Here is a 21,916-nt window from a genome sequence, read left to right as displayed (position 1 = left end):
GCAGCCGGCTGACCGGCTGCCAAGAGCCAAAGGTGTGGGCAAGCCGCATCCTCCAGCCGCTTTCCACCGAAAGCCGTCCGATGGACGGCTTTTGTTTTGCCAAACAGCGTCAACCCGTCATGAATTTGCTAGCCATCATCGCCGCGACCCTCGTCGCCGGTATCGGAAGTGTGTGGATCGCCGCATTGCTGCTGCGCGTCGGGGTTCGCACCGGCGAAGGTGGCGTCAACCCGCAGCATCTGCTGAGCCTCGCGGCCGGGGCGCTGCTCGCCACCGCTTTCATGCACCTGCTGCCGGAAGCCTTCGAAAGCCACATTGCGCCGGGCGTGCTCTTTGCCGTGCTGCTGTTCGGGCTGGTCTTCTTCTTCCTGCTGGACAAGGCCGAGCTGTGGCATCACGGGCACGAGCATCACCATGAAGGCGCCCACGATCATGATCACGACCATCACCACGCGCACGGTCATTCCCACGCCCCGACCGCCAAGGGCGGCGGCTGGGCAGTGCTCACCGGCGACAGCGTGCACTGCTTCGGCGACGGCATCCTGATCGCATCGGCCTTCATCGCCGACCTGCGGCTCGGGCTGGTCGCTGCGGTCGCGGTGTTGGCGCATGAGGTGCCGCACCATATCGGCGACCTGGTGGTGCTGCGCCAGAGCTCTGCCAATCAGCGCGCGGCGCTGGTCAAGGTATCGCTGGCCGGCACCATGACCGCGCTCGGTGGCGTGGTCGGCTGGTGGCTGGTGGACCGGTTGCACGAATGGCTGCCGTATTTCCTGGTGCTGGCGTCCAGCAGCTTCGTCTACGTGGCGCTTGCCGACCTGATCCCGCAGCTTCAAAAACGCCTGCCCGCGCGCCAGACGGCCATGCAGATCGTATGGCTGGCGATCGGTATCCTGCTGGTCACGCTCGTCAGCCGCCTTGCCCACGGCGAGCATGCCCATGCGCATGGCGACGCCGACCACGCGCATGAGGCGCACGAGGGCCATGACCACGCCGATTGAGCGACCGCCCGGGTCATGCACGTTCTGAAACGCTTGTTGCGTCTTTTCTGACAGGACGGCTTCGACGGTTGGGCCCACACTCGGGATGTGCATCGTTGCGATGCGCCAGTCAGTCAGCCAGGAGTCCGATCATGAAGAGCGCCGACCCCCCTCTGCGTACCGGAGAAGCCGCAGACGAACCCGAGATCGACGAGACCGATGACAACGTGTCCGAAGACGCGGAGGAGGAATTCGAGGATGACGAGCTCGAGGCCGAGGCGACGGACGAGCTCTCGGAGGAGACGGGCATCGATCTGACCGATGCGAGCGAACTCGACGCGGACAATGTGCTGGCGGACGAGGAGTTCGATCGGGTGATTCAAGCGCCTGATTAAGACCACCCCCAAGCTCGCGCACTTCGTGTCGCTCTCCACCCCCTGCGAGGGGGCGCCTCCGGCGGACCGGCGGAGCCGGATCCGCGGCGGCTCACGAACGGGCGGGCGCTTTGCGCCGCCCAGATCGCGCTTTCCTTTCAGTCCTCCAGGGTGAAGCCTACTTTCAGGGTGACTTGCCAGTGGGCGACTTTGCCGTCTGTGACGTGGCCGCGGGTTTCGGTGACTTCGAACCACTGGATGTTGCGGACCGACTCGCTGGCCTTGGTGATGGCTCGGCGGACAGCGTCGTCGCTGCTGTTGGGGGAGGAGCCGGTGAGTTCGATGAGCTTGTAGACGTGGCTGGTCATGGCGTTCTCCTTGCTGTCGTTTGGGATTCGATGCGATGGCGCCGCCATGGTGGCACGTCGAGCGGTTGAAGGGTGCCTAGTTGAAACCCGTGCATGGGGCCAAGCGCGCATGTCCCGGATGTGCTTGTGCCGGGCGAGGTGTGAAATATGCTTCTCCACGCTTTTCAACCTCCCCTTCCTCATGATGAATCGACGTCTTCCCGGTGCACTCTCGGCCCTTGCGGTGGCCTGCAGTTTTGTTCTTGCAAGCTCGGTGGCGCAGGCCGCACCCGACGCCAGGCTGCTCGCGGCGGCCGAAAAGGCGCAGCCCGCGGTCATCGACAACCTCAAGGACATGGTGCTCATCGAGTCGGGCAGCCTCAATGTCGATGGACTGACGAAGATGGCGGATGTGGTCGAGGGCCAGCTCAAGAGCACGGGCTTCAAGACCGAGCGGCGCAAGGCGACGGCCGGTGCGGGTGCCGACATCGTGGTCGGCACGCTCAAGGGCACCGGCAAGCGGAAGATCATGCTGCAGGCGCACATGGATACCGTCTACCCGGCCGGCATCCTGGGCACGCAGCCGTACAAGGTCGATGGCGGCCGGATCTACGGCCCCGGCATTGCCGACGACAAGGGCGGCATCGCGGTGATGCTCGCCGCGCTCAGGATCCTCGGGGATGCCGGCTGGCGCGACTACGACACGCTCACCGTGCTGTTCAATCCCGACGAGGAGGTCGGCTCCGTCGGTTCGGGCGAGCTGATCTCCACGCTGGCCGACCAGCACGACGTCGTGCTGTCCTTCGAGCCCACGGCGGCGAAATCGGTGGCCAAGGGCGAGGCGCTGTTGCTCGGTGCCGCGGGCATCGCGACCGCCACGCTGGAGGTGAAAGGGCGCGCAGCGCATGCCGGGGCCGCGCCTGAGCTTGGCCGCAATGCGCTCTACGAACTGGCCTACCAGATGCTGCAGACCAAGGACGTGCCGAAGGAAACGCCCGGTGCCACGCTCAACTGGACCGTGGCGAGCGCCAACGGCCCGCTCAACCAGATCACCGCCAAGGCGCAGGCGCTGGGCGATATCCGCATCACCCAGCCCGGTGCGGAAAAGAAGCTCGAAGCCGCGCTGCGCAGCAAGATCGACAGCAGCAAGCTGATCCCCGATACCGAAACCACCCTGAAGGTCGAGGTGGGCCGCCCGGCCTTCCTGGCCGGCGAGAAGGGTGCGGCGCTCGCCGCGAAGGCGCAGGCGATCTACAAGGAGATCGACCGCGACCTCGCCCTGGCGCCGATGACGGGCGGTGGCACCGACGCGGGCTTCGCGGGCCGGTCGGGCAAGGCCACGGTGGTCGAGAGCTTCGGCCTCGCCGGCTTCGGCTATCACGCGAAGGACGAATACATCGAGGTCGACTCGATCGTGCCGCGCCTGTATCTCGTCACGCGGCTCCTGACCGAAATCGGCAAGCAGTGACCATGGAGATCCGGCAGGACGACCTCTCCGGCCCCGAGATCCGTGCGCTGCTCGAAGAGCATCTGCGCAACATGCACGCGGTGTCGCCTCCCGAGAGCGTGCACGCACTCGACCTCGACAAGCTGCGTCAGCCGGACATCTCGTTCTGGACGGTGTGGGAAGGCGGTGACCTGCTCGGTTGCGGCGCGCTCCGCGCGCTGTCTTCGACGCATGGCGAGATCAAGTCGATGCGCACCGCCGAAGCCCATCGCGGTCGAGGCGTGGCGCGCGCCGTTCTGGATCACATCGTCGCGGAAGCAAAGGCGCGCGACTATCAGCGGCTGAGCCTGGAAACGGGGAGCATGCAGGCCTTCGCGCCTGCGCACCGGCTCTACGAGTCGTTCGGGTTCACGCGCTGCGGGCCCTTCGGCGACTACGCCCCGGACCCGAACAGCCTCTTCATGACGAAGGAGCTCTAGGACCGCCGGCGGCTATTTCGCGCCGCCGGTGTACTTGGTGACGCTGTCGGCAGTGATGTGATAGCCGCTCACGCCCATCATCGAATCGTTGCGCAGGGTCTGCAGCTTGCCGGTGACCCAGACCGTGTCCATCGCACGGAACTTCGCGCCCTGTTTCGGGCGCACGTGCAGGATCTGGTTGGCCGGCGGTGGCGGCGTGTGGATGCAGGCGCCGAAGTAGGGCACCAGCAGGAACTCGGTGACCTCGCCCTTGTTCTCCTCGAGCGGCACGATGAAGCCCGGGATCTTGACCTCGACCCCGTTCATCGCCGTATTGGTGGGCGCGTTGTTCGACACATCCTGCAGCTTCATCAGCAGCTCGTTCGCGCGCGGGTCGCTGTCGTCGAGCTTGCTCAGGTCCATGCCCTTGAGTTCCTTCATCGGATCCCAGTCCTTGGGCACCAGCTCTTCCCACGAAATGACGCGCGGTTGACCGGGGGCGACCTTCTCGCTGCCCGCCTTGCCGCCGAGCGGATTGGTCGGCGAGGTGGCCGAGGGGGAGGGCTCGGCCGCAAGCGCACTGCCCGCAATGACCACGGCGAGAAGAAACGAAAGAGGAAGGCGCAGAGTCATCTTCAGATCCTTGGAGAAAGGCCATCGGCCAACGACAGCCGGTAGGCGCGAATGCCGGGCAGCAGGCTCGCGAGCCAGCCCGCTGCGATCAGGCTTGCCAGCAGCAGCCATTCGTTCAGTGTAGGTTCGGACAGGCGCAGGGCCAATCCGAATTGGGACTGCAGCCAGGGCGACAGCACGGCGATGCCCAGCGCCGCGAGCGCCACGCCGATCACCACGCCGAGCAGCGTGACCAGCCCGCCTTCGAGCGCGAGCAGCGTGAGCACATGCCGGAGATTCGCGCCGACCGCGCGCAGCACCGCGAGTTCGCGGCGGCGCTCGTTCAGCCCCGCCATCACCACCGACACCAGCCCGGCGAGGCTCACCAGCGCAACGAGCGCGGACATGAGCAGCAGCGCGTTCTCGCCGACGCCGATCACGCTCCAGAGCTCATCCAGCGCCACGCCCGGCAGGATGGCCATCAGCGGCTCGCCGGCATAGGTCGACACCCAGCGCTGCACCGCGAACACCGCCGCCCGGTTCTTGAGGCCGACCAGCGCGGCGGTCACGTTCTTCGGCGTGAGGTCGAACTTGCGCACCTGGTCGGCCGGGATCTTGAGGCCGGGCATCGGCGCGCCGCCTGCCCATTCGAGGTGGATGGCTTCCATCGCTCCGAGGCCGATGTGCACCGTGCGGTCGACCGGCGTGCCGGTGCGCGCGAGCACGCCGACCACCGTGAAGGGCTTGTCGGCATGTTCCGCGACCAGCTCGCCGCTGCCGTGCGCGAGCGTGATCTTCTGGCCGACGCGATAGCCGAGGCGGTCCGCGACTTCGGCGCCGATCACCGCATCGAAGAGCTCGCCGAACGGCTTGCCCTCGCGGATGCGCAGCGGCTGGCGGTCGCCGTAGCGGAAGTGCTCGAAATACTCCGGCGTGGTCGCGAGCACCGCAAAGCCGCGGTGCGAATCGCCGAGCGACAGCGGCACCACCCAGCTCACGCCGGGATGCGCGGCAAGCGCCTGCACGCTCTTCCACTGGATGTTGTTGGTCGCGGAACCGATGCGGAACACCGAATACAGCAGCAGCTGCGTGGAGCCGGTGCGCGCGCCGACGATCAGGTCGGTGCCCGACACCGACGACGCGAAGTTCTCGCGCATCTCGGTGCGGATGCGCTCGACGCCGAGCAACAGGAAGGTCGACAGTGCGATCGACAACACGGTCAGTGCGAGCGTGAAGCGGCGGTTCCACGCGCTTCGCCAGGCGATGCCGAAGAGTGCCCTCATGCAACCTCTCCCACGGCTGCGCGATTGATCTCGGGAAGCAGGATGTGGCGCGCGAAGCGCTCGGCGATCCGCTGGTCGTGGCTCACGAAGACAAGCGCGCTGCGGTTCGCCTCGCAGGCCGAGAGCAGCACGTCGAGAAAGGCTTCGCGGCGGTCTTCATCGAGCGCCGAGGTGGGTTCGTCGGCGATCACGACTTCGGGGTGGCCGATCAGCGCACGCGCAGCGGCCACGCGCTGCTGCTGTCCGACGGACAACTGCAGGGCCTGCCGCCGCCAGAGGCTCGAATCCAGGCCCATCTGTGCGAGCAGGTGCTCGGCTTGCGCCTGCGCCGTGCCTTCGCGCGCGGCCTGCGCCATTCGCCGCGCCGAGAAGCGGCAGGGGAGCAGCACGTTGTCCAGCACGCTCAGATAGGGCAGCAGGTTGAACTGCTGGAAGATGTAGCCGACATGGGCGACCCGCAGACGGTCGCGGCTCGCGCCCGAAAGCGCGGCCCAGTCGTGCCCGAGCAGCGTGGTGCGCCCATGCTGGGCCACCAGCACGCCTGCCAGGAGCGAGAGCAGCGTGCTCTTGCCGCATCCGCTCGGGCCGTGCAGGAACACGGCTTCGCCGGCGGCGATGTCGAGCCGCTCGATGTCGATGCATGGCGCCTTGGCGCCTGGCCATTGGAATCGGAGCGATTCAGCCGAAAGAACGGAACTCACGGGCGGGTCACTTGCTCCATACGAGCCGTTCGGTGGGCCGCTTCAGCGCCCGCTTGAACTGGCCTTGGGGCGATGCGATCTGTGCATCGATCTGGCGCGGGCCCTTGAACGCGCTGAACAGCCCGATGTCGATGAACTTCGCCGCCGCCGCGTTGGTGCAATTGAAGGCGAAGGTGCCGTCGAGATCCGCATGGCCTTCGGTCGATTCACCCTCGGCCTTGCCGAGGCCCAGTGCGGGCGAACGCAGGGTGACGGGGCCGAGCTTGCAATTGGCGACCGGGTCGATGCGGAAGATCTGGTCCGCCGCGCGCAACTGTGCGATGACGGATTCCGCGGTCTTCTTCTCGGCATCGGTGCGCGGCGCGCGCTCGAAGCCGGTGAAGTTGTCGAGCGGCGATTCCATCTCGATCACCACGGTGGGGCCTTCGACGACGACGTCGAGCTTGATCTGTCCATGCACATGCGCGTGCTGGGCCTGCGCGAGCGCGCCGAGCGGGATGGCGACGACTGCGGTCAGTGCGAGCGAAATGAGCGGCCGGCTCATCAGTTTCATGGTTCTGCGCCTTGCCGGGTCGGCAGCCCCGGCGTGTTGCTCCACTCGCTCCAGCTGCCGGCATAGAGCGCGGTCGGTCCGAGTCCTGCGACCTGCATCGCGAGGAGGTTGGGCACCGCGCTCACGCCGCTGCCGCATTGGTGGACCACCGTGGACGGCTCCCGGCCCGCCAGCAACGATTCGAATTCGGCACGCAGTTGCGCGGCCGGCTTGAACTTCCCGTCAGGTCCGAGGTTCTCGGAAAAGGGCCGGTTCAGGGCCCCGGGGATGTGACCGGCAACCGGGTCCAGTGGTTCCACTTCGCCGCGATAGCGCTGCGGTGCGCGTGCGTCGATCAGCGTCTGGTCAGCCTGTGCGAGTCGTGCGGCCACCGTCCTCGTGTCGACGAGTCGCATCAGCGGCTCGCCGGTGACGAAGTTCGACTGGAAGTGAGAGGGCTCCTCGCGGTCCGTGACGGCGCCGCCTGCGGCCTGCCAGGCCTGCAGGCCGCCGTCGAGCACGGCCACCGCCTCATGGCCCATCCACTTGAGCATCCACCAGAGGCGGCCGCAGTAGTTGGCGCCGTTGCGGTCGTAGACCACCGCCTGCATGTCGTTGGCGAAGCCGACGCTGGAGAGCCATGCGGCGAACTTCTCGCGGCTGGGCAGGGGATGGCGGCCGCCGGATGCGGGCGGGCCTTCTTCCTTCGCGACGACGACGCCATGCGCGCCGGCCACGCCGTGCTTCGCGCTGAGCGCGGTATCGAGGTTGGCATACACCGCGCCCGGGATGTGTGCGGTGCGGTACAGCTGCGCGCCGGCATCGGGCTTCATCAGGTCGAAGGTGCAGTCGAACACCATCAACCGCGCCTCGCTGGCCTTCAGGGCCTGGAGTTGCTCGACGGAAATCAGGGTGGTGTACATGTGAAGTCCTTCAATGTTCCTCGGCGGGCGCCTTCGGCAACGAGCGTTGCCGCAGCACCGTTGCCGCAATTCCGCTCGCCACGATCAGCGCCATTCCGAGCCAGCCGGTCGCGTCGATGGGGTCACCGAACAGCAGCACGCTGTACATCGCGGCGAACACGATCCCCGAGTACTGGAGATTCGCGACCAAGAGCGTACCGCTTTCGGTCTTGGCGGTGGCGTACGCGCGCGTCATGCAAAGCTGGCCGAGCGCGGCCAGCACGCCGACCGGCAGCAGCCACGCGGCGTGGCCCCAGGTCCATTCACTGAAGGGCGTCGAGGGGCCGACCAGCGTGCCGAGTCCTCCAGCGACAGCCGAGCCCACGGCGAAGTAGAAGACCGTGCGCGATTCCGGCTCGCCGATGCGCGACAGCGCGACCACCTGCATGTAGGCGAAGGCGGCCGTCAGTCCCGACAGCAGGCCCAGCATGCCGGCGAAGCCCTGGCTGCCTTCGACGGATGGCTTGAGCATCAGCACCACCCCGCCGAAGCCCACCAGCACGGTGAGCACGAGCGGACCTTGCAACGGCGGACGCGGCGCGCGCCCATCGCGGCCCGGCACCGGCACCCACGCCAGCAGCGCTCCGCCGACGAGGAAAGCCGCGATCCACACGCTGCTCATGTAGTTGAGCGTCATCGCGGTCGCGAGCGGCATGTGCGCGATCGCGTAGAACCACGCACCCAGCGACACCACGCCGATCAGGCTGCGCCATGCGTGCATGCCGGGATAGCGCGTGGCCAGCGTGACACCGCGCTGGCGCGCGAGGATCCACAGGAAGACGATGCCGATCAGGCCGCGATAGAAGACCAGTTCAGCAGAGGAAAACCAGGCGGACGCGAACTTCACGCACACGCCCATGGTGGCGAAGATCAGTGCCCCCAGCACCATCCACAGTGCTTGCATCAGTGGCTCACCCCCAGCCTCGCCCACTTCGTGTGGCTCTGCACCCCCTTCCAGGGGGCAACACCAGCGGCCCGGCGGAGCTGGTTCCGCGGTGTTTCACGAAGGGGCCTGGCTGCGCCGGCCGAGATGCAGGGCGGCGCGAAGCGCCCGCCTGTGCGGGGGCAGCCGCGGAACCGGCTTGGCCGGGCCGCGGGCTGCGCCCCCGGTAGGGGGTGGAGAGCGACACGAAGTGCGCGAGCCTGGGGGCGAGTCACATCTGCCGGCGGTACCACTCGTGGAACTGCTGCATGCCGTCTTCCATGGGGCTCTGGTAGGGGCCGCTTTCGTCGTCGCCGCGCAGCATCAGCGCGCGGCGGCCGGCGTCCATGCGTTCGGCGATCTCGTCGTCCTCGACGCAGGTTTCCATGTAGGCGGCCTGTTGCGCCTCGACGAACTCGCGCTCGAAGGCGACGATTTCCTCGGGGTAGAAGAACTCGACCATGTTGAGCGTCTTCTGCGGCCCGATCGGATGCAGGGTGGACACCGTGAGCACGTGCGGATACCACTCCACCATGACGTTCGGGTAGTAGGTGAGCCAGATCGCGCCGTACTTCGGCGGCTTGCCTTCGCGGTACTTCAGCAGCTGTTCCTGCCAGCGCTGGTACACCGGGCTGCCGGCGCGGCCGAGCCGGTTGGCCACGCCGACCGTCTGAACCGAATGGTGCTTGCCGAATTCCCAGCGCAGGTCGTCGCAGGTCACGAAGCTGCCGAGGCCGGGATGGAAGGGGCCGACGTGGTAGTCCTCGAGGTAGACCTCGATGAAGGTCTTCCAGTTGTAGTTGCACTCGTGCAGTTCGACGCGATCGAGTGCGTAGCCCTCGAAATCGAGGTCGGCGCGCGCGCCGAGGTTCGCGAGGTCGGTGGCCACGTCACGGCTGCCGGCGTGGGCGCTCCTTTCGAAGAGCAGCCCGTTCCATTCGGTCAGCGGGTAGTTGTGCAGATTGAGGCAGGGGTCCTGCTCGAAGTGGGGCGCGCCGATCAGCGTGCCGGTCGTGCGCGGATCCGCGGCTGCATAGGTCCAGCGGTGCAAGGGGCAGATGATGTTGCCGCCGCTGGTCGGGTCGAGTTCGCCGCGGCCCTGGAGGATCAGCGCCTGCCGGTGGCGGCACACGTTGGAAATCAGCTCCACGCCCTTGGGCGTGTGGACCAGTGCACGACCCTGGTGCTCCTGCGGCAGCGTATGGAAGCTGCCCGGCTCGGGGACCGCCAGCCGATGGCCGACATAGCGCGGGCCGGCGGCAAAGAGTGTTTGCATCTCGCGGGCATAGAGCGCCTCGTCGAAATATGCGGAAACCGGAAGTTGGCTCGAAGCCTGCTGCAGTTGAAGACTTAAATCAGACATGGGTGACCTGACCAAGCTCCCCACAGGGAGAAAGAAGAACGGATGGCCGCCTTGAAAGCGTGCGACGTCGCGCGGCGGCCCCAAAAGAAAATGGGTCAGCATCTGCCGGCCCGGAGAACCGCGGATTGTACCCTTCGGGATGCAATCGGGTCCCCCGCCCTAAAATGTAGGGTTTCACCCACGATCGCCGCATGCCCAAGGTGCCTTCTTCCCCCCAGCCGGCCGAGTCCACCGTGCCCGACACCGGCACGCTGCCGGCCACCTATGAAGCCGGCTTGCAGGAGCTCGAACAACTCGTGAACGAACTCGAATCAGGGCAGTTGCCGCTCGATCAGCTTCTGGGCAGCTACCAGCGCGGCGCGGCGCTTCTGGCGTTCTGCCGCGACAAGCTGCAGGCGGTCGAAGACCAGATCAAGCTGCTCGACGCGGGCAGCCTCAAGGTCTGGACGGCCGAATGACGACGGCCTGCGAAACCTCGCGGTGGGATGCCGCCCGACTGTCCGCGTGGAGCGAGCCTCTGCTGGCGCGCGTCGAATCCGCATTGTCCGAATGGGTCGGCGTGGATGCGCCGGTGCTCCTGGGCGACGCGATGCGCTATGCCGTGCTCGATGGCGGCAAGCGTTTGCGACCGCTGCTCGTCCTGGCCGCCAGCGAGGCGGTCGGCGGCCATGCCGAAGCGGCGTTGCGCGCCGCGTGCGCGGTCGAACTGATTCACGCCTATTCGCTGGTGCACGACGACCTGCCGTGCATGGACAACGACGTGCTTCGCCGCGGCAAGCCCACGGTGCACGTCAAGTTCGGTGAAGCCGATGCGCTGCTGGCCGGCGATGCCTTGCAAGCGCTTGCGTTCGAGCTGCTCACGCCGGATGGCAGCAGCATTTCGCCGGCGGTGCAGGCGACCCTGTGCCGCCTGCTGGCGCGCGCCGCGGGCAGCCAGGGCATGGCGGGCGGCCAGGCGATCGACCTGGCCAGCGTCGGTGTTGCGCTGACCGAAGCCGAACTGCGCAACATGCATCGCCTCAAGACCGGCGCGCTGCTGCAGGGCAGCGTCGAGATGGGCGCGGCCTGCGGCCATGCGCTCGCGCCGCAAACGCTCTCCGCGCTGCGCGACTACGGCGCCGCAGTCGGGCTCGCCTTCCAGGTGGTCGACGACATCCTCGATGTCATTGCCGATTCCGAAACGCTCGGCAAGACCGCGGGCAAGGACGCTGCAAGCGACAAACCCACCTACGTTTCACTGCTCGGCCTCGACGGCGCGCGTGCACAGGCGCGCCAGTTGCTGGCCCAGGCTCTCGAAGCGCTGGATCGCAGCGCGCTGGCCGACACGGGCGCGCTGCGCGCGCTCGCCTACATGGTCGTCGATCGCGATCGATAACGACAAGAACTGCACATGGCTCCGCTGCTCCCCACCATCCACGACCCCTCCCAGCTGCGGCAAATGGACCGCGCCCAACTCAAGCAACTCGCCGACGAGGTGCGCACCTGCGTGCTCGACAACGTCTCGCGCACCGGCGGCCATCTCAGCTCGAACCTGGGCACGGTGGAACTCACGGTCGCGCTGCACCACGTCTTCAACACGCCGCACGATCGCCTGGTGTGGGACGTGGGCCACCAGACCTATCCGCACAAGATCCTCACCGGTCGCCGCGACCGCATGCCGACGTTGCGCCAGCTCGGCGGCATCTCCGGCTTTCCGCAGCGCACCGAAAGCGAGTACGACACCTTCGGCACCGCGCACTCGTCGACCAGCATCTCGGCTGCGCTCGGCATGGCGCTTGCCGCGCGCCAGAAGGGCGAGGACCGCCATTCGGTCGCGATCATCGGCGACGGTGCGCTCACGGCCGGCATGGCCTTCGAGGCGTTGAACAACGCGGGCGTGTGCGACGACTGCAAGCTGCTGGTGATCCTGAACGACAACGACATGTCGATCAGCCCGCCGGTGGGGGCGCTCAACCGCTACCTCGCGCAACTCATGAGCGGCAACTTCTACGCTGCTGCGAAGAACGTCGGCAAGAGCGTGCTGCGCGCCGCGCCGCCGCTCTTCGAGCTGGCGAAGCGTCTGGAGCAGCACGCCAAGGGCATGGTGGTGCCGGCCACGCTGTTCGAGCAGTTCGGCTTCAACTACGTCGGTCCGATCGACGGGCACGACATCGACTCGCTCGTGCCCACGCTCGAGAACCTCAAGCATCTTCGCGGCCCGCAGTTCCTGCACGTGGTCACGAAGAAGGGCCAGGGCTACAAGCTCGCGGAAGCCGATCCGGTCGCCTATCACGGGCCTTCGAAGTTCGATCCGGCGGTTGGCCTCGTCAAGCCCGCGACCGCGCCCAAGCAGACCTTCACGCAAGTCTTCGGCACCTGGCTGTGCGACATGGCCGCGAAGGACGGCCGACTCGTCGGCATCACGCCGGCGATGCGCGAAGGCTCGGGCCTCGTCGAATTCGAGAAGCGCTTCCCTGAGCGCTACTACGACGTCGGCATCGCCGAGCAGCATTCGGTGACCTTCGCGGCGGGCCTTGCCTGCGAAGGCCTCAAGCCGGTGGTCGCGATCTATTCGACCTTCCTGCAGCGCGGGTACGACCAGCTCATTCATGACGTCGCGATCCAGAACCTGCCGGTCGTGTTCGCGCTCGATCGCGCGGGGCTGGTGGGTGCCGACGGAGCGACGCATGCGGGCGCCTACGACATCTCGTTCCTGCGCTGCATTCCCAACATGAGCGTGGCCTGTCCGGCCGATGAAGCCGAGTGCCGCCAGTTGCTCACCACCGCCTACGAGCAGAGCCATCCGGTGGCGGTGCGCTATCCGCGCGGCTCGGGCGCGGGCGTCACGCCGCCGCAGTCGCTCGACGGCCTGCCCTTCGGCAAGGGGGAGATCCGCCGCGAAGGCCGCAAGATCGCGATCCTCGCCTTCGGCACCTTGCTCTACCCGGCCTTGAAGGCAGCGGAGTCGCTCGACGCCACCGTGGTCAACATGCGCTGGGCGAAGCCGCTCGACGTCGAACTGCTGCTCAAGGTCGCCGGCTCGCACGAGGCGCTCGTGACGGTGGAAGAGGGCGCGATCATGGGCGGCGCCGGCAGTGCGGTCCTCGAAGCCCTGCAGGCAGCAGGCCTGCAGAAGCCGGTGCTGCAACTCGGACTGCCCGACCGCTTCATCGAACACGGCGACCCCGCGAAGCTGCTCTCGGGCATCGGCCTCGATGCGGAAGGGATCGAGCGCTCCATCGCGCAGCGCTTCGACAGCGTGGTTTCCGCAGGGAAAACCCGCCCTGGCGTTGTGTAAGCATTTTTTACAATGGTGTCTGACCAGACTGGTCAGCGACGCGGCCACAAGCCGCGTTCTCGTTTTTCAAGCCCCGGAGACAAATCAATGGATCGTCGTTCCCTCATCAAAAACGCAGGCATCGCCGGCGTTCTCGCCGCGGGCATCGCGCCTGCGGTTCATGCGCAAGCTGCCGTGCGCTGGCGTCTCGCGTCGAGCTTCCCTAAGTCGCTCGACACCATCTATGGCACGGCCGAGACCTTCTCGAAGAGCGTGAGCGACATGACGGGCGGCAAGTTCCAGATCTCGGTGCATGCCGGTGGCGAACTGATGCCGGCCTTCGGCGTGGTCGACGGCGTGCAGAACGCATCGGTCGAAATGGCGCACACCGCGCCGTATTACTTCTACGGCAAGGACCCGACCTTCTGTCTCGGCTGCGCAGTGCCCTTCGGCCTGAACACCCGCCAGATGAACGCATGGATGTACGAAGGCAACGGCCTGAAGCTCATGCGCGACTTCTACGCCAAGTACAACATCTACAACCTGCCGGGCGGCAACACCGGCGCGCAGATGGGCGGCTGGTTCCGCAAGGAGATCAAATCGGTCGCCGACCTGAAGGGCCTGAAGTTCCGCACCAACCCGTTCGCCGGCCGCGTGCTCGAACCCTTCGGCGTGATTCCGCAGTCGATCCCCGGCGCGGACCTGTACCCCGCCCTCGAAAAGGGCACGCTCGATGCGCTGGAGTGGGTCGGCCCGTATGACGACCAGAAGCTCGGCTTCAACAAGGTCGCGCAGTACTACTACTACCCCGGCTGGTGGGAAGGTGGTCCGCAACTGGACTTCTACATCAACACCAAGGCGTGGGAAGGCCTGTCGGCCGAATACAAGGCGATCGTGTCGGCCGCCGCCGCGCAAGCCAACGTCGGCATGACCGCGAAGTACGACGCGCGCAACCCCGTCGCGCTGAAGCAGCTCGTGGGCTCCGGCACCAAGCTGCGCCCCTTCTCGAAGGACGTGATGGACGCGGCCTTCAAGTCGGCCCAGCAGATCTACAACGACCTGAACAACACCAACCCCGAGTGGAAGAAGGTGTACGGCGACTACGCCAAGTTCCTGGCCGACCAGAATGCCTGGTTCCGCTTCACGGAAGGCACCTTCGACCGCTTCATGCAAGCGCAGAAGCTGTAACCGGTCCGGCCGAAAACTGCACCAGATCAAAAAGGCCCTGCCGGCAACGGCAGGGCCTTTTTCGTTGAGGTTCCTGAGCGATCAGTCCCTGAAGTTGCGCGCAGCAACGCGTTGCGCGAACTCCGTCAACAGGCGCGCATCCGCCGAATGGAACCACCCCACTGCGCCATTGCGCCGGCGCACGAGAAGGCGCGGCGCGATCACGCTCTGGAGCCATGGCCAGTGCACGAGCTTGAGCTGTGCGACTTCGGAGGCGCGTACGCGCTTGGTCCAGAGCCAGGTCTGCGTGAGCTCGTCACCTTCGAGGCGGGTGCGGCTGTTCACGATCCAGTAGCCCATCCAGGCAATGCACAACGCGGCGAGGACGAACAGTGCGATGCTGCCGGCGGTCCACGATTCGTCGCTGAGCGAAGGGATGCTCCAGAGCCCGAAGGCGATCAGGTCGACCACGAAGACGACCGCGAGGATCCGCACGAAGCGCGGATAGGCCGGGCTCTCGAGCGAGACCGGCGTGTCGTCCGGGGCAGGAGGGGCCTCGGCCCCGTTGTCGTTCACTGCTTGGTGTCGCTGCCCGGTGCCGGGGCGTCCGGCGTTGCAGGCGCTTCGGGATCGGACTTCTGGTTGAACGGGTCCTCCATGTTCACGCCGGTGTCGGGTTCGTTCTGCTCTGCAGGCATCTCCAGCTGGACCTTGTCCACGTCGACCACCACCTGCTTGTCGAGGAACACGGTGACGGTCTGCGGGAAGAAGATCACGATGCCGACCAGCAGCAGCTGCAGCCCCACCCACGGCACCGCGCCGAGGTAGATGTCGCGCGACTCGATCTTGCGCGGCAGCGCGCCGTTCTTGAAGAGCGTGTCGGCGATGCCGCGCAGGTAGAACAGCGCAAAGCCGAAGGGCGGGTGCATGAACGAGGTCTGCATGTTCACGCACAGCAGCACGCCGAACCAGACCATGTCGATGCCCAGCTTGGCCGCGACCGGGCCGAGCATCGGCAGGATGATGAAGGCGATCTCGAAGAAGTCGAGGAAGAACGCCAGGAAGAACACGAAGATGTTGACCGCGATCAGGAAGCCGATCTGGCCGCCCGGCAGGCCCGAGAGCATGTGCTCGATCCACTTCGCGCCGTCGACGCCCTGGAACACCAGCGAGAACATGCGCGAGCCGATCAGGATGAAGACCACCATGGCCGTGAGGCGCATGGTGCCGTCCATGGCTTCCTTGAGCATCTGCCAGTTCAGGCGGCGATGGATCGCGGCGAGGATCAGCGAACCGACCGCGCCCATCGCGCCGGCCTCGGTCGGCGTGGCGATCGCGTGGTCCATGAAGGGCAGGCCGCCCATCGACCCGAGCACCGCGAAGATCAGGATGGCCGAGGGGATGATGCCGCGCAGGCACTTGCCCCACAGCGCCCAGCCCGACAGCGTGCGCGCCGATGCGGGCACGCCCGGCACATAGTCGGGACGGATGCGGCCCACGAGGAAGGTGTAGATCGCGAAGATCAGCACCTGCAGGATCGACGGACCCCACGCGCCCTTGTACATCTGGCCGACGTCGGTGCCGAGCTGGTCGGCCATCACGATCAGCACCAGCGACGGCGGCACGAGCTGCGTGATGGTGCCCGAGGCCGCCAGCACGCCGGTCGAATAGCGCATGTTGTAGCCGTAGCGCATCATGATCGGCAGCGAGATCATCGCCATCGCGATCACCTGGCCGGCCACGGTGCCGGTGATCGCGCCGAGGATGAAGCCCACGATGATCACCGAGTACCCGAGGCCACCGCGCACCGGGCCGAAGAGCTGGCCCATCGAGTCGAGCATGTCCTCGGCGAGCCCGCATTTCTCGAGCACCGCGCCCATCAGCGTGAAGAACGGGATGGCGAGCAGCGTTTCGTTCGACAGGATGCCGAAGACGTTCAGCGGCAGGTTGGCCATGAAGCCGGCCGGGAACCAGCCCATCTCGATGGCGTAGAAGCCGCTGAAGAGACCGAGTGCGGCCAGCGAGAACGCGACCGGGAACCCGATCAGCATGATGACGACCAGCCCCGCGAACATGATCGGGGCAAAGTTTTCCATTTGCATTTTTCTTATCCTGCGATGCGCGAGAGGCGGGCGAGGCGCTGGTGGCTCTGGTGTCTGGTGCTCATTGCACCGGCTTCTCGTAGTGCGTGTCCATTTCGAGCAGGCCGCGCAGATACGCAATGCGCTTGATGATTTCCGCCACGCCCTGCAGGAACACCGCGCCGAACCCCAGCGGCATCATCAGCGCGGCGGGCCAGCGGATCAGGCCACCGATGTTTCCGGACATCTCGCCGGTGCGCAGCATGTTGAGGAAGAAGGGGAAGGTCAGCCAGAACAGGAGCCCCATCACCGGCAGCAGGAAGAAAAGCAGCCCGAAGAGATCGACGTAGACCGGGCCGTTGCGCTTGAGCCGGCCGTAGAGGATGTCGACGCGCACGTGCTCGTTGAGCTTCAAGACGATCGGCGCGCCGAGCATCACGGTCGCGGCGAAGAGGTACCACTGGATCTCGAGCCAGGCGTTGTTGCTGACATCGAGGCCGTAGCGAATGGTCGCGTTGCCGGCCGAGATGACCGAAGCGGCGAGCACGGCCCAGGCGGCCACCTTGCCGAGCTGGGCGCTGACCCAGTCCACGGCGAGTGTGAATTTGAGGAAGGCTGACAACTTTGTCTCCGGACGCGGGTCTCTCTGGCGTCGCGCCGGCGCGGGCGCGAAAGCCATCGATGGTAACGCTCTGTTGCGAAATTTCCGGGGGGTGCCCACGCCCTCGCCTTGAGGACTTCCCCCTATACAGCTGCGTCCGAAGCGGCGTGGCGCGCCTCAGCCGCCGAGGTACGCGTCCTGCACCTTCGGGTTTCCGAGCAGTTCGTGTCCGCTGCCGGACAACACGATCTTTCCTGTCTCGATCACATACGCGCTGTCGGCGATCTTGAGCGCCTGCCGCACGTTCTGCTCGACCAGGAAGATCGTGAGGCCCGCCTTGTTGATCTCGCGCAGCGTGCGGAAGATGTCCTGCACGATGATCGGCGCGAGGCCCATCGACGGTTCGTCCAGCAGCAGCACGCGCGGCCTTGCCATCAGCGCACGGCCGATCGCCAGCATCTGCTGCTCGCCGCCCGAGAGATTGCCGGCGAGCCCGTCGGCCCGCTCCTTCAGCCGCGGGAACAGCGCATAGATGCGCTCGAGGTCATCCGCGCGCTGGGCGCGTCCGTCGCGGCGCGTGTAGGCGCCGAGTTCGAGGTTCTCGCGCACCGTCAGCGTCGTCAGCGTGGCACGGCCTTCGGCGACCTGCACCATGCCCGAGGCGACGATGCGGTGCGGCGACAGCGCGGTGAGATCCTGCCCGTCGAGCACCACCCGTCCCGCCGCCTTGGCCACGAGGCCCGACAGCGCAAGCAGCGTGGTCGACTTGCCCGCGCCGTTGGCGCCCACCAGCGTGGTGATGCGGCCTTCGTGCAGTTCGAAATCGATGCCCTTGACCGCCTCGATGTGGCCGTAGGCGACCCGCAGCCCTTCGACTTTCAGCAGAGGCGCGGCGCTCATGGCGTCACCCCCTCGATCGTCGCTTCGTCTTCCTCGCGGCCGAGGTAGGCCTCGATCACCTGGGGATCGTTTCGGATCTGGTCGGGATTGCCGCGCGCGATGATGCGGCCAAAGTTCAGCACCGCGATGTGCTCGCACAAGCCCATCACGAAGCGCATGTCGTGTTCGATCATGAAGATGGTGTAGCCGCGGCCCGCGATGTTGCGGATCTCGTGCATCAGTTCGGTCTTTTCGGTGCTGTTCATGCCCGCCACCGGTTCGTCGAGCAGCAGCAGCTTCGGGTCGGTGGCGAGGGCGCGCGCGAGTTCGAGCTTGCGCTGGTCGCCGTACGAGAGGTTGTCGGCCGCGTCGTCGCCCTTGTGATCGAGCCGGACCCACGAGAGCAGCTCGCGTGCGCGATCGCGCGCCCGCTTCTCCTCGGCGCGGAAGAGCCCCGTGCCCGCCAGGAGTCCGAATGCGCCATAGCGCAGCTTGGCGTGCATGCCGACCATCACGTTCTCGAGCAGCGACATCTCCTTGAAGATGCGGATGTTCTGGAACGTGCGCGCGATGCCTGCGCGCGTGATCTGGTGGGGCTTGAGGCCCGCGAGGTCGCGGCCCTCGAAGCGGATCGAGCCGCCGGTGGTCGGCAGCAGGCCCGTCGTCAGGTTGAAGACCGTGGTCTTGCCTGCGCCGTTGGGGCCGATGAGGCCGAAGACGCCGCCCTGCGGCACTTCGAGGTTGACCTCCTGCAGCACCTTGAGGCCGCCGAAGTGGCGCGAGACGCCGTCGAGCTGAAGAAGCGGTGTGGCGCTCATGCCGTCGCTCCCTTGCGTCCGAACCATTGGCGGAAACGTGACGGGTCCCAGATGCCCTTCGGCAGGAACAGCACGATCAGCACCAGGATCACGCCATTGACCACCAGCCGGAAATCGCCGAACGCGCGCAGCGCCTCGGGCAGCACCGTGAGGATCACGCCGCCGAGCACCGGTCCGGTCAGCCCGTTGATGCCGCCGAGGACGGTCATCGTGAGGATGTCCACGCCGCGGTCGAAGCCGTATTCGTTCGGCCCGATGAAGAAGGTCAGATGCGCATTGAGCACGCCCGCCAGCCCCGCGATCGCGGCGCCGAGCACGAAGGCCAGCATCTTGTGGCCGCCGACGTCGATGCCCATCAGGCCGGCGGCGGTTTCGTCTTCCTTGATCGCCTCGAAGGCGCGGCCGACCTTGGAGCGGCGCATCCGCCACAGCGCGAGCAGCACCAGCACCACGGCGAGCAGCACGTGCCACCACTGCGTGGCCTGCGGAATGCCGTTGAGCCCCAGCGCGCCGCCCGTGAGCGACTCGGCATTGAGCACCACGATGCGCACCACCTCGCCGAAAGCGAGCGTCGCCATCGCGAGGTACACGCCCGACAGCCGCAGCGTCGGCTTGCCGATCACGAAAGCCGTCAGGGCCGGCGCCGCCATGCCCGCCGCGATCGCGACCGGGAAGGGGGCGCCGTAATTCATCGACAGGATCGCCGAGGTGTACGCGCCGATGCCCATGAAGGCGGCATTCGCCATGGCGAGCATGCCGCACGACAGCGTGAGCCAGATCGACAGCGCCAGCAGCGCATTGGTGCCCAGCGTGAGCACCAGGTTGCTGTAGACCGACCAGAAATTCTCGAGCACGGCGGTCATACCTTTCGCTCCTGCACCGTGCCGAAGAGTCCCTTGGGCCGCACCAGCAGCACGAGGAACAGCAGGCCGAACGCCACCGCGTCGCGCATGGTCGAGCCGATGTAGGCCACCGACAGCACTTCCGCGAAGCCGAGGAACAGGCCGCCCAGCATCGCGCCACGGATGTCGCCCATGCCGCCGAGGATGATCACCGCGATGCCCTTGTGCAGCATCGGCTGGCCCATGAGCGGAAACACCGCGTTGGAATAGAGCCCGATCAGCACGCCCGCGAGCCCGCCCAGCGCGGCGGCGGCGAACGAGGTCAGGTAGAAGAGGCCCTCGACATTGATGCCGAGCAGGTAGGCCGCCTTCGGCGATTCAGCAATGGCGCGCAGCGCACGGCCGAGTTGCGTGCGCTTGAGCGCCAGCATGAGCACCGCCATCAGCACGAACGACAGCAGGATGATGCCCAGCTCCAGCGCCGTGAGATGAATGCCCGCGAGATTCAGCGAATCGCTCGACACCGAGCCCGCCGGGAAGCGCACGTTCTGCGCGCCGAACAGGCCCTGCACGCCGTTGTTCAGGATGATGGCCACGCCAATGGTCGCGATCATCGGAATCAGGTGTGGTGCATTGCGCGCGCGCAGCGGCTTGAGCACCAGGAAATCGATCAGCAGCCCCAGCAGGCCGCAGAAGGCAAACGCGAACAGCAGTCCGATCCACAGCGGCAGATCGAAACGCGCCATGACCTGCACGGCCGCATAAGCGCCCACCATGAAGACCGCGCCGTGCGAAAGATTGATGACGCCGAGCACACCGAAGATCAATGTGAAGCCCAGCGCGAAGAGGGCATAGACGCACCCGAGGGAGAGCGCGTTGACCAGTTGCTGTTCAAGCATGCTGATTCCATTCAAAAAACACAAAGCGGGACCGGCAAGGCCGGCTCCCGCTGTTCGTGAAACACCGCGGAACCGGCTTTGCCGGTCCGCTGGTGTTGCCCCCGGTAGGGGGTTGGCGCAGCGACACGAAGTGCGCGCAGCCTGGGGGCGAGCTTTACTTCGTGATGACGAACTCGGAGCCCTTCGTCACGCTGACGATGGGCAATTGCTGGGCGTCGTAGCCGGCGGGCTTGCCGCTCTTGTCGTTGGCGCGGCGGAACTGGAACGCGCCGGTGGCGCCGGTGTGCTTCACCGACGGCAGCGCCTCGCGCACCGCGGCGCGGTCGGCCGCGAGGTCCCCGCTCACCTTGACGTTCTTGAGCGCCTGGGCCGCGATGTACATCGCGTCATAGGCCTGCGCCGCGAACTGGTCGGGCGCCATCTTGAACTTCTCGGTGTAGGCCTTGATGAACTTGGTGTTCTCGGGCGTCGCGTTGCTGGACGACCACGGGCTGCCCACGTAGAGGTTGTCCGACTGGCCCTTGGCGAGTTCGAAGATCTTGACCGAGTTCATGCCGTTGCCGCCGATGATCGGCACGTTCAGGCCGAGCTGGCGGGCCTGCACCATGATCGGCGCGCCTTCGGCGAGCAGCGCCGACAGCACGATCGCATCCGCGCCGCTGGCCTTGATCTTGGTGAGCTGGGCCTTGAAGTCCACGTCGCCCTTGGCGAAGGTCTCGGTGGTCGTCACCGGGATCTTCAGGTCGTCGAGCGCCTTCTTGAAGTTGTCGTAGCCGCTCTTGGTGAAGACGTCGTCGTTGCCGTAGAGCACCGCCACCTTCTTGATGCCGGCGTTCTTGACCGCGGTCTTGATCGTCTCGGGCAGCACGTCGGCTTCGGTCACCGAGTTGCGGAAGATGTGGTCGCCGATCGAGGTGATGCCGTCGGCGGTGTTCGACGTGCCGAAGGCCACCGTCTTGGCGGCCTGCGCGATCGGGTCGGCGGCCTGCGCGGAGTTGGACAGCGTCGGGCCGAAGACCATCAGCACCTTGTCCTGGAAGATCAGCTTCTTGAAGACGTTGATCGCCTCTTCCTTCTTGCCCTGCTCGTCGGCAATGACCAGTTCGATCTTGTTGCCGTTGATGCCCCCTGCGGCATTGATCTCGGCAACGGCCAGTTCGAAGCCATTGCGGATGGCGGTGCCGTACTGGGCGGCGCCGCCCGACAGGGCCTCGGCCACGCCGATCTTCAGGTCGGCCGCCTGTGCGGCGGGACCGAATGCGGTGAACGCCGCGAACGCCGCGACGGCGAGCAGCGAGTTCTTGAGAGGGAAGCGTCTCATGATGGAGAGTTCTTTCTGGTCAGGGAGAGGAGAGGGCGCGTATTTTATAAGTGGGGTGACGAAGCTGCCCG

General features: G+C 66.4%; 24 protein-coding genes. 8 read left to right on the top strand and 16 right to left on the bottom strand.

Features of this window, described 5'->3' with window-relative positions; genetic code table 11:
• The first annotated feature begins 119 nt into the window (after nt 1–119).
• Complete coding sequence (locus BLW05_RS14285; RefSeq protein ID WP_093163482.1) at nt 120–1,001, top strand: ZIP family metal transporter; 882 nt, start codon at nt 120–122, stop codon at nt 999–1,001.
• A 131-nt stretch (nt 1,002–1,132) separates the two neighbouring features.
• On the top strand, nt 1,133–1,375 hold the full coding sequence (locus BLW05_RS14280) for a hypothetical protein (RefSeq protein WP_093163481.1): 243 nt from the start codon (nt 1,133–1,135) through the stop codon (nt 1,373–1,375).
• Between the two features lie 137 nt (nt 1,376–1,512).
• On the opposite strand, the gene BLW05_RS14275 is transcribed toward BLW05_RS14280, so the two are convergent.
• A complete protein-coding gene (locus BLW05_RS14275; protein ID WP_093163480.1) occupies nt 1,513–1,722 on the bottom strand; it encodes a dodecin in 210 nt (69 codons plus the stop codon).
• A gap of 184 nt (nt 1,723–1,906) precedes the next feature.
• Here BLW05_RS14275 and BLW05_RS14270 point away from each other — a divergent pair, with 184 nt between their 5' ends.
• Entirely contained in the window at nt 1,907–3,169 is a 1,263-nt protein-coding gene (locus BLW05_RS14270; protein ID WP_093164056.1) for a glutamate carboxypeptidase, read from the top strand.
• A 2-nt stretch (nt 3,170–3,171) separates the two neighbouring features.
• Nucleotides 3,172–3,627 (top strand): GNAT family N-acetyltransferase, encoded by a 456-nt coding sequence (locus tag BLW05_RS14265; protein WP_093163478.1) that lies wholly within the window; start codon nt 3,172–3,174, stop codon nt 3,625–3,627.
• 12 nt (nt 3,628–3,639) lie between these two features.
• Here the strand turns inward: BLW05_RS14265 and BLW05_RS14260 are convergent, their stop codons facing one another.
• The 7 genes from BLW05_RS14260 to BLW05_RS14230 all read right to left on the bottom strand — a co-directional run bounded on the left by BLW05_RS14260 (nt 3,640) and on the right by BLW05_RS14230 (nt 9,981).
• Nucleotides 3,640–4,239, bottom strand: a complete 600-nt coding sequence (locus BLW05_RS14260; RefSeq protein ID WP_093163477.1) for a DUF3299 domain-containing protein — start codon at nt 4,237–4,239, stop codon at nt 3,640–3,642.
• Between the two features lie 2 nt (nt 4,240–4,241).
• Nucleotides 4,242–5,501, bottom strand: coding sequence for an ABC transporter permease (locus BLW05_RS14255; protein WP_093163476.1), 1,260 nt, complete (start codon nt 5,499–5,501; stop codon nt 4,242–4,244).
• Entirely contained in the window at nt 5,498–6,202 is a 705-nt protein-coding gene (locus BLW05_RS14250) for an ABC transporter ATP-binding protein (RefSeq protein ID WP_093163475.1), read from the bottom strand. The genes BLW05_RS14255 and BLW05_RS14250 overlap by 4 nt, the downstream gene beginning before the upstream one ends.
• 7 nt (nt 6,203–6,209) lie before the next feature.
• Nucleotides 6,210–6,755 (bottom strand): DUF2796 domain-containing protein, encoded by a 546-nt coding sequence (locus tag BLW05_RS14245; RefSeq protein ID WP_093163473.1) that lies wholly within the window; start codon nt 6,753–6,755, stop codon nt 6,210–6,212.
• Nucleotides 6,752–7,657, bottom strand: a complete 906-nt coding sequence (locus BLW05_RS14240) for a sulfurtransferase (RefSeq protein ID WP_093163472.1) — start codon at nt 7,655–7,657, stop codon at nt 6,752–6,754. The genes BLW05_RS14245 and BLW05_RS14240 overlap by 4 nt, the downstream gene beginning before the upstream one ends.
• A 10-nt stretch (nt 7,658–7,667) precedes the next feature.
• Nucleotides 7,668–8,600 carry a DMT family transporter gene (locus BLW05_RS14235; RefSeq protein WP_177142662.1) on the bottom strand — a complete coding sequence of 311 codons (933 nt, stop codon included), beginning with the start codon at nt 8,598–8,600 and terminating at the stop codon, nt 7,668–7,670.
• Nucleotides 8,601–8,850: 250 nt separating this feature from the next.
• Nucleotides 8,851–9,981 (bottom strand): aromatic ring-hydroxylating oxygenase subunit alpha, encoded by a 1,131-nt coding sequence (locus BLW05_RS14230; RefSeq protein WP_093163470.1) that lies wholly within the window; start codon nt 9,979–9,981, stop codon nt 8,851–8,853.
• Between the two features lie 191 nt (nt 9,982–10,172).
• Between BLW05_RS14230 and xseB the strand changes: the two genes are divergently transcribed.
• The 4 genes from xseB (at nt 10,173) to BLW05_RS14210 (ending at nt 14,425) form a co-directional block, all read left to right on the top strand.
• Nucleotides 10,173–10,439 carry an exodeoxyribonuclease VII small subunit gene (xseB, locus tag BLW05_RS14225; protein ID WP_093163469.1) on the top strand — a complete coding sequence of 89 codons (267 nt, stop codon included), beginning with the start codon at nt 10,173–10,175 and terminating at the stop codon, nt 10,437–10,439.
• Nucleotides 10,436–11,356: a polyprenyl synthetase family protein gene (locus BLW05_RS14220; RefSeq protein ID WP_093163468.1), complete on the top strand. Its 921-nt coding sequence runs from the start codon at nt 10,436–10,438 to the stop codon at nt 11,354–11,356. Before xseB ends, BLW05_RS14220 begins: the two co-directional genes overlap by 4 nt.
• A 15-nt stretch (nt 11,357–11,371) precedes the next feature.
• Entirely contained in the window at nt 11,372–13,258 is a 1,887-nt protein-coding gene (dxs, locus tag BLW05_RS14215; protein WP_093163466.1) for a 1-deoxy-D-xylulose-5-phosphate synthase, read from the top strand.
• Nucleotides 13,259–13,345: 87 nt separating this feature from the next.
• Nucleotides 13,346–14,425, top strand: a complete 1,080-nt coding sequence (locus BLW05_RS14210; RefSeq protein ID WP_093163464.1) for a TRAP transporter substrate-binding protein — start codon at nt 13,346–13,348, stop codon at nt 14,423–14,425.
• 81 nt (nt 14,426–14,506) lie between these two features.
• Here the strand turns inward: BLW05_RS14210 and BLW05_RS14205 are convergent, their stop codons facing one another.
• The 8 genes from BLW05_RS14205 to BLW05_RS14170 form a co-directional block, all read right to left on the bottom strand.
• Nucleotides 14,507–14,980 carry a hypothetical protein gene (locus BLW05_RS14205; RefSeq protein WP_093163463.1) on the bottom strand — a complete coding sequence of 158 codons (474 nt, stop codon included), beginning with the start codon at nt 14,978–14,980 and terminating at the stop codon, nt 14,507–14,509.
• Nucleotides 14,977–16,506, bottom strand: coding sequence for a TRAP transporter large permease (locus BLW05_RS14200; RefSeq protein WP_093163461.1), 1,530 nt, complete (start codon nt 16,504–16,506; stop codon nt 14,977–14,979). The genes BLW05_RS14205 and BLW05_RS14200 overlap by 4 nt, the downstream gene beginning before the upstream one ends.
• 61 nt (nt 16,507–16,567) lie before the next feature.
• Nucleotides 16,568–17,107 (bottom strand): TRAP transporter small permease subunit, encoded by a 540-nt coding sequence (locus BLW05_RS14195; protein ID WP_093163460.1) that lies wholly within the window; start codon nt 17,105–17,107, stop codon nt 16,568–16,570.
• A gap of 156 nt (nt 17,108–17,263) precedes the next feature.
• Entirely contained in the window at nt 17,264–17,986 is a 723-nt protein-coding gene (locus tag BLW05_RS14190; protein WP_093163458.1) for an ABC transporter ATP-binding protein, read from the bottom strand.
• On the bottom strand, nt 17,983–18,783 hold the full coding sequence (locus tag BLW05_RS14185) for an ABC transporter ATP-binding protein (RefSeq protein WP_093163457.1): 801 nt from the start codon (nt 18,781–18,783) through the stop codon (nt 17,983–17,985). The genes BLW05_RS14190 and BLW05_RS14185 overlap by 4 nt, the downstream gene beginning before the upstream one ends.
• The gene (locus BLW05_RS14180) at nt 18,780–19,646 is read right to left on the bottom strand and encodes a branched-chain amino acid ABC transporter permease (RefSeq protein ID WP_093163455.1); all 867 of its coding nucleotides are present in this window, start codon (nt 19,644–19,646) and stop codon (nt 18,780–18,782) included. Before BLW05_RS14180 ends, BLW05_RS14185 begins: the two co-directional genes overlap by 4 nt.
• A complete protein-coding gene (locus BLW05_RS14175) occupies nt 19,643–20,524 on the bottom strand; it encodes a branched-chain amino acid ABC transporter permease (RefSeq protein ID WP_093163454.1) in 882 nt (293 codons plus the stop codon). Before BLW05_RS14175 ends, BLW05_RS14180 begins: the two co-directional genes overlap by 4 nt.
• 154 nt (nt 20,525–20,678) lie before the next feature.
• Nucleotides 20,679–21,845 carry an ABC transporter substrate-binding protein gene (locus tag BLW05_RS14170; protein WP_093163453.1) on the bottom strand — a complete coding sequence of 389 codons (1,167 nt, stop codon included), beginning with the start codon at nt 21,843–21,845 and terminating at the stop codon, nt 20,679–20,681.
• Nucleotides 21,846–21,916 lie beyond the last annotated feature (71 nt).

The organism is Variovorax sp. YR216 (genome assembly GCF_900107745.1).
In the GTDB taxonomy this organism is placed as follows: Bacteria; Pseudomonadota; Gammaproteobacteria; order Burkholderiales; family Burkholderiaceae_C; genus Variovorax.
This window is presented reverse-complemented; position numbering and strand designations above follow the sequence as displayed.